The sequence below is a fragment of the Pandoraea thiooxydans genome, assembly GCF_001931675.1.
Classification (GTDB): domain Bacteria; phylum Pseudomonadota; class Gammaproteobacteria; order Burkholderiales; family Burkholderiaceae; genus Pandoraea; species Pandoraea thiooxydans.
Window position 1 is genome coordinate 2983464 of the sequence record NZ_CP014839.1, and the last position, 12612, is coordinate 2996075.

General features: G+C 60.9%; 11 protein-coding genes and 1 pseudogene. 5 read left to right on the plus strand and 7 right to left on the minus strand.

The genetic code is table 11. The features are described 5' to 3' along the window. Positions 1-44: 44 nt before the first annotated feature. The 5 genes from PATSB16_RS13675 to PATSB16_RS13695 all read right to left on the minus strand — a co-directional run bounded on the left by PATSB16_RS13675 (position 45) and on the right by PATSB16_RS13695 (position 6484). Positions 45-923, minus strand: coding sequence for an alpha/beta hydrolase (locus PATSB16_RS13675; RefSeq protein WP_237170233.1), 879 nt, complete (start codon positions 921-923; stop codon positions 45-47). 116 nt (positions 924-1039) lie between these two features. After that, positions 1040-2377 carry an amidohydrolase family protein gene (locus PATSB16_RS13680; protein ID WP_047214671.1) on the minus strand — a complete coding sequence of 446 codons (1338 nt, stop codon included), beginning with the start codon at positions 2375-2377 and terminating at the stop codon, positions 1040-1042. Between the two features lie 4 nt (positions 2378-2381). Beyond that, positions 2382-3881 carry an FAD-dependent monooxygenase gene (locus PATSB16_RS13685; RefSeq protein ID WP_047214673.1) on the minus strand — a complete coding sequence of 500 codons (1500 nt, stop codon included), beginning with the start codon at positions 3879-3881 and terminating at the stop codon, positions 2382-2384. Positions 3882-3937: 56 nt separating this feature from the next. After that, positions 3938-5011, minus strand: a complete 1074-nt coding sequence (locus PATSB16_RS13690) for a porin (protein ID WP_072628651.1) — start codon at positions 5009-5011, stop codon at positions 3938-3940. 135 nt (positions 5012-5146) lie between these two features. Next, positions 5147-6484 (minus strand): MFS transporter, encoded by a 1338-nt coding sequence (locus PATSB16_RS13695; RefSeq protein WP_047214674.1) that lies wholly within the window; start codon positions 6482-6484, stop codon positions 5147-5149. A 129-nt stretch (positions 6485-6613) separates the two neighbouring features. On the opposite strand from PATSB16_RS13695, the gene PATSB16_RS13700 reads away from it, so the two are divergent. Both PATSB16_RS13700 and PATSB16_RS13705 read left to right on the plus strand, forming a co-directional pair. Further along, positions 6614-7606, plus strand: a complete 993-nt coding sequence (locus tag PATSB16_RS13700; RefSeq protein WP_083566777.1) for a LysR family transcriptional regulator — start codon at positions 6614-6616, stop codon at positions 7604-7606. 309 nt (positions 7607-7915) lie between these two features. Beyond that, positions 7916-8248 (plus strand): type II toxin-antitoxin system HicB family antitoxin, encoded by a 333-nt coding sequence (locus tag PATSB16_RS13705; RefSeq protein WP_047214675.1) that lies wholly within the window; start codon positions 7916-7918, stop codon positions 8246-8248. A gap of 206 nt (positions 8249-8454) precedes the next feature. Here PATSB16_RS13705 and PATSB16_RS13710 read toward each other — a convergent pair whose 3' ends face one another. Beyond that, a complete protein-coding gene (locus tag PATSB16_RS13710) occupies positions 8455-8742 on the minus strand; it encodes a HigA family addiction module antitoxin (RefSeq protein WP_047214676.1) in 288 nt (95 codons plus the stop codon). Between the two features lie 9 nt (positions 8743-8751). Beyond that, entirely contained in the window at positions 8752-9030 is a 279-nt protein-coding gene (locus PATSB16_RS13715; RefSeq protein WP_047214677.1) for a type II toxin-antitoxin system RelE/ParE family toxin, read from the minus strand. Between the two features lie 418 nt (positions 9031-9448). Between PATSB16_RS13715 and PATSB16_RS13720 the strand changes: the two genes are divergently transcribed. The 3 genes and pseudogenes from PATSB16_RS13720 to PATSB16_RS21135 all read left to right on the plus strand — a co-directional run. Further along, positions 9449-10534, plus strand: a complete 1086-nt coding sequence (locus PATSB16_RS13720) for an alcohol dehydrogenase family protein (RefSeq protein ID WP_047214678.1) — start codon at positions 9449-9451, stop codon at positions 10532-10534. A gap of 143 nt (positions 10535-10677) precedes the next feature. Beyond that, the gene (locus tag PATSB16_RS13725) at positions 10678-11250 is read left to right on the plus strand and encodes an NADPH-dependent FMN reductase (RefSeq protein ID WP_047214679.1); all 573 of its coding nucleotides are present in this window, start codon (positions 10678-10680) and stop codon (positions 11248-11250) included. Between the two features lie 438 nt (positions 11251-11688). After that, positions 11689-12489: pseudogene (locus PATSB16_RS21135) on the plus strand (ABC transporter transmembrane domain-containing protein); the annotation flags it as partial. Positions 12490-12612 lie beyond the last annotated feature (123 nt).

A 12612-nucleotide genomic window follows, 5' to 3' on the forward strand; every position in this document is an offset into this window, starting at 1 on the left:
CACTCCTGAAAACAGTAAGTACGATCGGCTCTGTCATGCCACTGTCAGGTGGCCGGCAAGGCATGACGATCTATCCAGGCTGCGAAGGCGTGGCAGATCGCATCGCTGGCTCGGCGCGCCGATGCCGATGCCTCGAACAAGCCGAAGAAGGTATGAAACATGTCCTCGAAGAGAAAAAGTTCAACCGGCACACCGTCGGACTCCAAACGCTTGGCGTAAGCGATTCCCTCATCGTGCAATGGATCATGACCGGCAACGGCAACGAGCGCCGGTGGCATACCGGCGAGGTCAGCCGCCCGCAGCGGCGACGGTGGACATTCGGTGGCGCGTGCTTTTGCCGCACCCATGTAAAGTCTCGCGATCTCGCGTAAATCGTTCGTGGACAACATTGGAAAGTCGGTGCGCGTCGCCTCGATACGAGCCACGTCTCTTGCCATATCCACGCCGGGCACGACCAGCAACTGCGCGGCCAGGCGCCGATCTGCGCCGCGCAGCTCCCACGCCGTTGAAGTAGCCAGGTTGGCGCCCGCGCTTTCGCCAGCGACAGCGATGCGCGACGCGTCCCCGCCAAGGTGGTCCACGTGACGAATTACCCAGCGCACCGCGGCCAGCGCATCGTCATGAGCGGCCGGGAATGGATGCTCCGGCGCAAGCCGGTAGTCCACGGACACAACCACGGTGTGAGTGTCCCGGCAGAGCTTGCGTGCAATGTCGTCCATAAGCTCAACGCTGCCCAACACGAATCCGCCGCCATGAAAAAACACTGTCGTTGGCAAAGGCATCGGCGTGTCCTGCGGCCGGTAAATGCGCACAGGAACATGCCTCGTAGCGCCTCGCACAATGTCAACCGCGACCGCATCCTCCACGGCGCCAACGACCGGCATGGCGACCCGTTGGCGCGCGGTCATGACGGCAAGCCGCATGCGTTCGCGCGCCTGCTCCGGTGTGCCGGAGAATGGCGGCGGACTGTTCGATGCGGCACGCGCCGTCACGATGGCGGACAGTTCGGCATCGAGTGCCTGCGCTGGATGGATGTCGTTCATCGCAGCCCCAGAACGTACCGTTGGGAAGCCCGCGCCCGTTGACGCAGACGTTCAAGGTCGATACCGACCATTCGGCCATGACGCTTGACTGCACGACCCGCCACAAAGACAGAATCCACATTGCCCGGATGCGCCGCCAGCACGACCGCACCGATGGCGTCGGAAACCGGTGCGAGATTAAGGTCGTCACCGCGGATCATGACGATGTCTGCCTGCTTGCCTGGTGTCAGCGAGCCGACCTTATGGTGAAGACCGTTTGCCCGCGCGCCCGCGACAGTGGCGAACTCGAGCACTTCGCGCAGCGTTAGCGTAGCTGGAGCGTTGGGCACCCGGGAATGCCCGCCTCCCATCCACGACCGGTAATATGCGAACGCGTGTCGCATCTGCGTAAACATGTCGCCCGAGCACTTCGTCTCAGTGTCTCCGCTCAGACTCGGGCGGACACCTGCGGCGAGCAAGCGGTCGAGCGGGATGTCGCCAATGCCCTGCGCATTCAACTCGCAATGCACTCCAAGCGACGCGCTGACGCCGGCATCGGCCATCATCGCGATTTCGTCCGCTCCGGAAAAGCAGCAATGCACGAATGTCAGATCCTCGCCGAGCATGCCGGCCGCATGCATCTGGGCGATCGCACGCACCGGCGCATTACGCGCATAGGCGCCCATGTGAATGCTGGAGCGAATGGCAAGTTCACGGGCCAGCCGTAAATCAGCAAGCCAAACGTCGCGCTGGGCCATCTCTGGCCCCCGCGCCGCCATCGCGAGGGTGAGCAATTGATCGTCAGATGAAAAGAAGCGCTCGCGCAAGCGCCGAATGTCGGGCGGATGCCCGCGCCTGCTGTCGAACATCCAGGACCCACCATCGACCAGCGGCCAGCCGTGCGCAAAAACACCACGAATGTTGGCGTCGCGCAGCGCCAGGATCGCGGCGTCCGCGTGCTCCGGCGAGTTCTGCACGTGCGACCAATCGAGCATGGTGGTGATCCCGCCTTCGAGAGCGGAAACCGCGCCGAGCAGCGTACCCGTGTAGACGTCCTCGGGCCGGAATGCCGCTCCCTTGGCGCCCAGCATCTCGGCAAAATAGATCTGGGGATCGATGTCTGCATACCGATGCCGAACGCAACTTTGCCACGTGTGGCGATGCGTATCGACGAAGCCCGGCAGGACAATCATTCCACATGCGTCGATGCGCTCGGCATCTGGCGCATCAATGCGCGGCGCGACCGCGACGATGCGCTCGCCCTCGACCAGGAGGTCGCCTTCGAGCAGATCGCCGATAGCCTCGTCCATGCTCACGATCCAGCCGCCGCTCAGAAGCATGCGTTGTTCGTTCATGTGCTCACCTCCTTAGCCACTTACCCAGCTGCTCCACGACTTCGCCAGCTTTCACCGTGTTGTCGCTAGCCCACGCCACATAGCCGTCGGGGCGCACCAACAGCCCCTTCACACCTTCGAGTGCCGCCGGAATGCGCGCCACGCGCGCTTGCAGCACGGTCACCGGCAACCCCCGAACGTCGAGCGTTTCAAACTGACGGCCAAAGCCTTCCAGGTCAAGCAAGATGAAGTGACGCTGACGTAGGGTCTCGGTCAGCGCCACTGACTTGCCGTCGAGCAGCATCAAGTCGACGTCGGGACAGCAATACCCGACCAGTGGATGGCTGCCCGCGTCGCTGGGATAGGGGATCTCGAGTCCGCACAGTTCCAGCACCAGCTTGCGCTGAACGTCGGTCAGCGGAATAAATTCAGCCTGCATTCGCCGCTTGAGTGCCACCGCCTCGGGCGAAAAATTGAATTGCAGCGCGCATTGCGCCCTCACGCTGTCGAGCAAGCGACGCATAACCGGCATACGCTCGGCATCATAGGTGTCGAGCGTCGCTTCGTCGGCCACGCCTTTCACCACATTGGCCAGCTTCCAGCCCAGATTGAACGCGTCCTGGAGACAGAAATTCATACCCACACCGCTGGACGGATAATGGATGCGTGCGGACTCGCCGACCAGAAACACGCGTCCTCGGCGCAACGTCGGCACTGCCCGCATCTGGTCGTCGAAGCGCGAAGCCCAACGGTAGGACGTAATGCCGTAGTCGGTGCCGTGCACGTCGCGAATGCACTGCAGCACCTCGTCCAGCGTGACCGGTTCGTCCCTCGGCGCATGACGCCGCTCGCGATGCACGATATTGAAGCGCGTTACACCCTTGCCGAACGTATAACCGCGAACCCAGCCCATTTCGTTGTCGACGTTGATGCGCCCGCTCGGCCATGGGGCCTCCAAAAACGCATCGACTACGATGCCGCGAAACGTGCCCGCATGCCCGTCGAACGGCAGGTCGATCCTTTTTCGCACTGCGCTGCGCCCGCCATCCGCGCCGACCAGATAACGTGCCCGGCGTGTGCCTATCGTGCCGTCGCCGAACATCACGTCGATTTCAAGGCCGTCGGCGTCCTCACGGATATCACGGAACTCGGCGCCGCGCTCAATGACCGCGCCACACTCCGTGGCCCATTCCCACAGAATTTCCTCCGTCAAGTTCTGTGGCAGGCCAAGCGTGAAGCCAAAACGCGTTTCGAGATGTTTCCACTCGATCGGATGAAAACCTGCCCATATATGGGTCGGCCGAAAGGGATAAGGAGCGATTTCACGCGTCTTCTCGATAAATCGATCGGCGATGCCGCGCGCATCGAACAATTCAAGCACACGCGGCAAGAGCGTGCCGGCGCGCGATTGCACGCCGGCGGTCCTGCGCTCCAGCACCAGCGTTCTGGCGCCGGCCCCGGCCAACTCAGCCGCGACCGTCAAGCCCGACGGCCCGCCGCCAATCACGATGACATCCCACTGCATTACGTTCTCTCCATCAACTGACGAACCCTGCGATATCGGCCGAGCCGCGCCGGCCGTCAAAAGAAATGCGTGATACCAGCCTCGATCTCCACCTGATGCGGGCCAGCCGCGGGCGCCTGGTTGCGCATTACCGCCCGCTGCCCGGCCCCGGCAAGCTGGAGCACGCCAAGCACATACAGGCTCGTGCGTTTGGAAAGCGCATAGTCGGCATGCGCATGAAACTGATTCCACTTATATGATTCGAGCTTGGTGTACGAATAGCCGCCACCGAGCCGCAGCCGCTGCGTCACGTACTTATAGGCCCCCACATCGATCGTCTGCGCGGTAGCGGAATCACCCAGCGCCGATAAGCGCGTGTAACTGTAGTTACCCATCACACGCCAGCCGTCGTTGGCATATGCCATGCCGAGCGTGCCAGTGTTCTGCCGCTGATGGATCAACGTGTTCGGTGCCGCCGAAAAATTTACCCCATACAGAGATGACACACCGAGCCTTGTGCCAGGGGTGTACGGCACGCCGTTGACCGACTCCCAAACCGCGATGGATTGCCACGGCCCTGCCGTGAAATTGACTTCCGCGCCGACCACCCGCCCGGTGTTGGTCGTCGACGTCGATTGCCCGAAACCGTACATTGCGCCAAACTGAAAGCCGCCATAAATCGGCGATTTGTACTTGATGGAGTTGTTCAGCGCATTGCCGACCGTCCTGTCGAGATTGCCCGGGTGGGTTGCGAGAAGCGATGTAAATCGCTCCGACGTGAACGGCACGAGGTCTGCCAGCAAGTCATACATCGAACCAATCGTCAGCGTGCCCCTGCTTGCCGAGCTCAAGCCAACGTAACTCTCATACGGCAGATCCATGCCGTTGTTGAGGAACACATAGCGGCTTAAGCGGAAAATGGCCGAAGTGTCGCTATCGATGACCTCCTTCCCTGTCATCGCAATGAATGGCACTGCATGCGTGTTCGTCGCTTGATACTGCGCACCACCACCGGCTCCGGCATTGCTGGTGTATGACACCCCCATGCCGAGCAGTCCGGAGAGCGTAACGCTCGATTGCGCACTGGCCGTTCCAATCGTCGCCATAAATATTGCACTACTAATCATTAAATTGCGATGACGCACTTTCATCTATCCGTCTCCTTGACATAGTTTTTATGTTGGCCGCACCGAAACTCGCTGCGCGTTCTTCAACCATGCTTGCCGTCGATTACGGCAGTCACTCCCACCAGTGTTACCTGCTTTGCTCGTTGGTCGCAGCTGGTCTCAAGCAAAAGTTCGGGCCGACACGGGCAATCGCGCGTCGCGCGCCAGATTTCGGCGCATCAGTGTCGCGGCCGCAGTCGCCAACAGCCCGGTCACGGCAAACACGACAGCCATGGCGTGCGGCAAGGCTTGCGGCAGATCACCAAAGATGTGGCGCTCCACCAGCGCAATCACCGTAGGCGATAGCCCTTGACCGACCAAACCGTTGAGAACCAATACGATCGCCATTACCAATCCAACCGACTGGGACGGCACCGTCCGCGCGACGATCACCGAGGCCACCGACATGAACGTCCATGAGCACAGGACCACCAATGCGTCGAATGCCCAAAAGGTCGATAGTGAACCGGCCAGCACCAATGACACAGTGAGCGCTGTGACGGCCGCGCTCGCCACGATGCCGACGCTCGCCACTCGCGTGAGCGACGCCGCGATTTGCCGGCGTTGCATGCACGTGCCCGCCAGCCAAAGCCCGACCGGGCCGGCAGTCAACATCAGCGCTCCCTGCGCCAGGCCGAACTCCTTGATACCGAGCGAAAAGCGCCTGATCACCATGGTCGGCACCCAAGCGGCAAGACCGTATGTAATCATCGCGTTGCCGATCACGAACAGCAGCAACGGCCCGAATACGCCACGCTGCGCCCACAACATCCGAAGCACGGCGCGCAAGCGCGCGTCTTGCGCAACAGTCGACGCCTCGCCTCCATGCCGGCCGGGATCTCGATTCAGGAAGATCGTCAGCCCGATTGGCAAGCCGACCACGCCGATCAGGAGGAGCGCCATCTGCCATGCGGCGACATCACCGACAAGCGGCAGCGCATGCCATCCGGACACTTGAAGCGCCCCGATCAACGGGCCGCCGAGCACAAGTGACAGGCCGGTCCCCAACATCAGCGCCATGGTGTAGACCGACAGCGCGCGAGCGCGCCGTGCTTCGTCGACGCCGTCGCGAATCAGAGAGTAGGAAGCGGGGGGAATCATCGCCTCGGCACCACCAACAACGACGCGTGCGAGCACCAACGCGGCGAACGACGCGGCAACCGCGTTGGCCGCAACCGCAAGCGACCATACCACCACACCGCACGCAATGATCGCGCGCCGGTCGAAGCGGTCCGCCAGCCATCCGGCAGGTAATCCAACGACAATATTCGCCACGGCAAACGCGGCGCCAATCAGAAAGCTGATCTGGACGTCGTTCACGCCGAACGCATGCCGGATCGGCCCAACCATCAAAACCAGAATGTTCTTGTCGATCTGGGCCAGCATCGTCATCACTGTCAGCGTGACGACCAGCCCCCACTGGGCGAGAACCGGGTTCGCCTTGCGAATCTCACGCATGCTAGTTGTCTCCTCGATTTGTCTGCCATGTTCGGCTTATCTCGCCGTCTGAAAGGATTATAGATTTCACGTGACATTTATAAAATTTATTGTTTAAATTTGAGACATCCATTCCATAAATGTCAATCCATGCGCTTCAATAAGCTCGACCTCAATCAACTCGTGGTGCTCGACGCACTGCTATCGACGCGCAGCGTTGGCAAGGCCGCCGAGCAGTTGTTCCTGAGCCAGCCGGCCACAAGTTGTTCTCTGGCGCGGCTACGCGAGTATTTCGGCGACGAATTGTTGATGCCAGTGGGTAAGACCCAGGTGTTGACACCGCTCGCAGCCGAGTTGATCAAGCCCGTGCGAGACGTATTGCTCCAAATTCAAACCATCACGCGATCGCGCCCTTCATTCGATCCGACCACGTCGACTCGACGCTTCACCATCGAATCGTCGGACTACGTCATCAGCGTGTTTCTTTCGGCGGTAGTTCGGCGCGCAGCGGAATTGGCCCCGTTGATGGAGTTTGACCTGCGAGCCATCAGTCCGCAGACGCCGGAGCATTTGGAGAGCGGCGAAGCGGAACTGCTCATCGCTCCCGAGTTTGCCAAGGTCCCCGGCCATCCAAGCGAGCCCCTGTTTGAAGACACATTTTCCTGCCTCGTGTGCGCCGGCAATCCAGCGTACGGCGACGAGATGACGGAGGATCAATACTTCGCTGCGACCCATGTCGGGGTCGAATGGGGGGGCGGGCGGCGCATCACGTTCGATGCGCGCCTGATCTCGACCGGCAAGCGGGCACGGCGCCAAAGCGTGATCGCTCCTTCTTTCACACTGATTCCCGAATTACTGAGTGGCACTGCGCGGATTGCCACGCTGCCGTCACGCCTCGCATATCAGATGGCCGCGCGGCTTCCGCTGCGAGTGATCGCGTGCCCGGTTGCGATACCCGCATTCGCCGAGCATTTGCAATGGCATAAATATCAGGAACGTGATCCGGCGATCGCGTGGCTACGATCGTTGCTGACGGAAACCGCAGCGGGTCTGAAGGCCCCCACGGACCTTGGATCGGCTGCGGACGGAGCGAAAAACAAGACCGCCCGCGCTCGCAAGCCGCGATCGCGGGCGATTGACTGAAGTCTTCCCGGCACGCAGATACGCGGCCTCAAGGTTGAGCAGGAATGTGACGCGCCAAATGCTATTCGTCCAGACGCCGGGCCTCGGATCAAACCTTAGCGGCTTCAATGAATGGCCCCGGCAGGCCGGCTCGGTTTGTTACGAATCAGGCAACGTGTCACGATCATACAGCGCGGTACGATACCCAAGGTGGTACTGTTTCGTCGTCCCTCGTGGACACGTTTCACCGGCCTCACGCCGCCCAGGAAGCCGAAACCTACCAGGTGCGTGACGCGCGCAAATTTCTTGAGAAAATGCGGGATTCAAGCCATGAAAGCCATGAATTACAAGGGCTACGCGATCCGCATTGAATACAGCGATAAAAATGAATGTTTCGTCGGTCACATTACCGGCATATATGACGTCGTCGGGTTTCACGGCGATTCGGTGACACAGTTGCACGCTGCCGTCATCGAAGCGGTCCACGACTATCTGGCTACCTGCGAGAAGCTCAGGCGGCCACCGAAAAAGCCGTATTCGGGAAAATTCGTGCTGCGCGTGCCGACCGAAATGCATTCGCGCATGGCGATGCAGGCCGAGGCGGCGGGAAAGAGCCTGAATCAATGGGCAACAGAAGTATTGGAAGAGGCCATTCACGCTTGAATCCACCGATGACACGCATGCCTCCGGTGTCTTCTCATATCACCGTTGCAAGTCAGTCAACTCTGCGCCAGCCGGCCCCGCCCTGCCCTGGCCAGCTGCAAGATCACCCGCGCCTTCGCCGGCAGTCTTTTCATCGCTGTCGGCAATCAGCTTCGCAGAAACGTCGCGGCCTGAGCGCCAGGGTGAATAAATCACATGCGCGCGAGTTACACCCGCATGCGTTTGAGCGGCTTTATCTTCGGCTTTGGCTGCTGCTCCGCCTGCCACAGATCCCACTGATTTTGCATCCCCAGCCACAACTCGGGCGACGTGCCCAGCCATGCCGAAAGGCGCAACGCCATGCCCGCAGTCACGCCTGCCTTGCCGTTCAACACCTTGGACAGCGTAATGCGGGAGACCTGTAACGCCTGGGCCGCTTCCGTGACCGTCATGTCCTGCGGCAACCATTGCCGCAACACTTCGCCGGGGTGAGCGGGGTTGTGCATCTTGCTCATGTCGTTTCTCTAGTGGTAATCCTGATAATCGACCAGTTCGGCATCTGCGCCGTTGAAGCGGAACGTCACGCGCCAATTGCCGTTCACCCAGATCGACCAGTGACCAGCCAAATCACCAGTCAACGAGTGCAGGCGCCACGCCGGCGCATTCATGTCCTGTGGACCAGCGGCACTGTCCAGAGCGGTCAGCAACAAGCGCAACTTTCCGGCATGGCGTGGCTGGATGCCCCCTTTGTTACCTGTGCGATAAAAAGCTTCTAACCCCTTATGGCGAAAGGTCTTTATCATGAATTATTGCATACTGTTAATTAACACTTATCAACACCAGGCGCTCATCCCTGAATCAAATCGCGGCAACCGCGATGAATGATGCCGCACAAGCCGGCTCAGTTTGTTCTGAAAGAAGCGCCCAGCCCCACCTCCCCATCAGTCAACCGATCCGCCAACCGGCACCGCTCCGCCCCGTCCGGCTGCGAGATGCCCCGCACCGTCGCCAGCAAGCGATGCGACAACTCGGGCGCCAGAGTCACGATGCAACACTGGTCATGTCGAGTGAGGGAAATAGTGCGAGATGAGCGTGCTGAGATCGGTGCGTGGCGCGTCCTCCGTTGGAGCAGAAACGTTCGTCCATATTTCGCCACGATTGCAACGAAAGCCAAAGCGCTTACCATCTGCATAACGCAGCGACATTTCAAAAGGAAATCCAATGCAGGGTAAGCAAGCCGGCAACGGCCCGACAATGCACGCGATCGTCACCACCGGCACCGGAGGGTACGACAAGCTTGAATACCGGCAAGTCGCCGTTCCGGTCCCCGGGCCGGGCGAGGTGCTTGTGAAGGTCCTGGCCGCCGGCGTGAACAACACCGAGATCAACACCCGGCTCGGCTGGTATTCGTCGTCCGTCACGAACGGCACCGGCGATACGAGCGATGACCGGAATCGGCCCGATGGCGGCTGGAATGCCGCGACGCCCTTTCCGTTCATTCAGGGGACGGACTGCTGCGGCGAAGTGGTCGGTCTCGGCCCCGGCGGCGATCAGACCCGGATCGGCCAGCGGGTCCTGGTGCGGCCCTGCATGCGCGAGCATGGATTCGAGCGCATGGACAACGTCTGGATGGGATCGGATTTCGACGGCGCGTTCGCGCAATATGTGAAAGTCCCCGAGGGCGAAGCCTTCAAGGTCGATTGCGACTGGAGCGACGCCGAGCTCGCGACGGTTCCCTGCGCATACGGCACGGCCGAGAACATGGTGCATCGTGCCGGCGTTCGCGCGGGGCAACGGGTTTTGATTCCCGGCGCCTCGGGCGGCGTCGGATCGGCCCTTGTCCAGCTCATCAAGCGGCGCGGTGCCGAGGTGGTAGCGATAACCACCGCATCCAAGCGCAGCGCCGTCGAGGAAATCGGCGCGGATCGCGTGCTGACCCGCGAAGACGATCCGCTGCAGGTCCTGGGCGAGCAAAGTGTCGACGTAATCATCGACAATGTCGGCGGGCCGGCCTTTGGCACCTTGCTGAAATTGCTGCGGCGCGGCGGTCGTTATGCATCTTCGGGAGCGATCGCCGGTCCGCTCGTCGCTCTCGATCTGCGCGACATGTATCTGAAGGACATCACGCTGATCGGCTGTACCGCGTGGGATGAACCGGTCTTTCCCAATCTGATTTCCTATATCGAGCAAGGCGAGATTCGCCCGTTGCTGGCCGCCACCTACCCCCTGGAGCAGATCGCGGTTGCTCAAAAGGCATTTCAGGAAAAGCGGCATATCGGGAAGATTGTGCTGATTCCGCCCGCCTGATCGCGGCGGCATGGGGATGCCGGTGACCGACCGTGCGGCACCGTTCGCCGTGATGCGAAGCGTGCAGCCGCAGTCTTACCAAACATGGCGCATGCCGGATTACAGTACAGTGAGCATTTACGACGTCCCGCGACCAGAACCCAATGAAGCTTTTAGCCATCTCCGGCAGTGCCCGCCGCGAGTCCGTCAACACGGCGTTGTTGCTGGCATTGAAAGACACCGCACCCGCTGGCGTTGAGCTATCGGTATTCCATCGCCTCGACACCTTGCCAGTCTTCTCGCCCGATCTGGAAGGGAACCGGACGCCAGTCGAAGTGCTGGAATTTCTGCAGCGTGTATCTGAATGCGAGGGAATCGTCATTGCCAGCCCAGAATACGTTCGGGCCATTCCGGGCGGGCTCAAGAATGCGATCGACTGGATGGTTTCGCGCTTCGAGGTGATCGGAAAGCCCATCGCCTTGGCTCATGCCTCTCATCGCGGCGATGACATGCTCGCATCGCTACGCCTGGTGCTGTCCACCGTCAGCGATGGATTTCTGGACGATGTCTTTTTGCGCATCCCGCTGATCGGCAAAACGCCGCGAGAAATTGAATCCATCGTGATGTCGCCCGAGCAGCAAGCCGAGATGCGGGCGTTCATGTCGGCGTTTGTGAGTGCGGTGCGGTCTCGGTGGAGCGTCTTGACTAACGGTGGAGACGGTCTTTTTGGGGATTGATGCCGCTGCCAGGACATTGCGGAAATCGTGTGCGAGCGGATGGCTTATCGTAGCAGGCATGCGCGATGGTCGATGACCTGCGGATCGCCGCTCCCGCCGCGATTGTCACGAGTCTACCCGCGGATTTCGAACGACCGGTGTGGCTGCTACGGAGAGCTGGCGGTATGGCCCTCCTCCATCCGCCGGCGGACAGCCCAACGCCGATTTTTATCTCTGCGGCGCGCTGTCAGTCATATCGAAGCGACGTTGTTCAAATGCGGCTCCTTGCCAATTCGAGGAAAAACAACGCACTATATCCAGCCTTTTTTCATCTGAGAGCAACAAATGTCCACGTCTGTTCAGGACCCCGACGATTATGACGACCTTGCCGCGCGACATGTCTCCATGCGGCGCGTGCTGGCGTTGTTCGCACCCTACCGGGGGCGGATCGCCGCAGTCATGCTGCTTATGCTGGTCGCTTCGGCGACCGGCCTGGCAGGCCCTTTCCTGCTGCGCGCGATCATCGATCAAGCCCTGCCACGGAACGATGTCACGCTACTCGTCTGGCTAGTTGCGGGCATGGTTCTGGTCGCCTTTCTGTCAGCTGCGATCGGCGCTGGCCAGGTCACCCTCAGCTCACGCATAGGACAGGCAGTCCTGCATGATCTGCGGGTAAGGCTATACGCCCATCTCCAAAGCCTCTCGCTGCGGTTCTTCACCGGAACCCGTGTGGGTGAGGTGCAATCGCGCATCGCCAGCGACATCGACGGGCTGCAATCGCTGGTGACCGACACCGCAAACGAACTCGGCCGCTCGCTCAGCGCGGTTGTCATGACCGCAATCGCCATTCTGATCCTCGACTAGCGGCTGGCACTCTTCGTTCTGTTCATCGTGCCGGGGACGGTACTGATCAGCAATCGCGTGGCCCGGATACGCGAGGCGCTGACCTACCAGCAACAGGCTCGTGCCGCCGATATGTCCGTCGCCGTGCAGGAGACTCTTTCGGCCTCGGGGATCATCCTCGCACGCACCATGGGACGGGGGCCGCACCTGACGCAACGTTTCGCCCGCATCTCGGGCGACCTGGCCAAACTTGAGGTGAAATCGCGTACCGCGGGTGAATGGCAATGGTCGCTGATCGGCTTTGCGCTGGCGGTCCTGCCAGCGATGACCTTGCTGGCAGGCGGACTCCTGATGCGAACCGGCAATCCCGCCACCATCGGCACTCTGGTGGCAATGATCGCGCTGCAGGAGCAACTGTTGTGGCCCTTCGAGCAGTTGCTGGAAATCGGTCGCGATACACGGAAAACGCGTGCCCTGTTCGCCCGGATTTTCGAGTATCTGGACAAGCCGGTCGAGATCACCGAGCGGCCCGATCCCGTT

Bases quoted from the DNA above. Each gene is read 5' to 3' on its own strand.
- PATSB16_RS13675 (WP_237170233.1), bottom strand. From the start codon at position 923: ATGCGGCTTGCCGTCATGACCGCGCGCCAACGGGTCGCCATGCCGGTC.
- PATSB16_RS13680 (WP_047214671.1), bottom strand. From the start codon at position 2,377: ATGAACGAACAACGCATGCTTCTGAGCGGCGGCTGGATCGTGAGCATG.
- PATSB16_RS13685 (WP_047214673.1), bottom strand. From the start codon at position 3,881: ATGCAGTGGGATGTCATCGTGATTGGCGGCGGGCCGTCGGGCTTGACG.
- PATSB16_RS13690 (WP_072628651.1), bottom strand. From the start codon at position 5,011: ATGAAAGTGCGTCATCGCAATTTAATGATTAGTAGTGCAATATTTATG.
- PATSB16_RS13695 (WP_047214674.1), bottom strand. From the start codon at position 6,484: ATGCGTGAGATTCGCAAGGCGAACCCGGTTCTCGCCCAGTGGGGGCTG.
- PATSB16_RS13700 (WP_083566777.1), top strand. From the start codon at position 6,614: ATGCGCTTCAATAAGCTCGACCTCAATCAACTCGTGGTGCTCGACGCA.
- PATSB16_RS13705 (WP_047214675.1), top strand. From the start codon at position 7,916: ATGAAAGCCATGAATTACAAGGGCTACGCGATCCGCATTGAATACAGC.
- PATSB16_RS13710 (WP_047214676.1), bottom strand. From the start codon at position 8,742: ATGAGCAAGATGCACAACCCCGCTCACCCCGGCGAAGTGTTGCGGCAA.
- PATSB16_RS13715 (WP_047214677.1), bottom strand. From the start codon at position 9,030: ATGATAAAGACCTTTCGCCATAAGGGGTTAGAAGCTTTTTATCGCACA.
- PATSB16_RS13720 (WP_047214678.1), top strand. From the start codon at position 9,449: ATGCAGGGTAAGCAAGCCGGCAACGGCCCGACAATGCACGCGATCGTC.
- PATSB16_RS13725 (WP_047214679.1), top strand. From the start codon at position 10,678: ATGAAGCTTTTAGCCATCTCCGGCAGTGCCCGCCGCGAGTCCGTCAAC.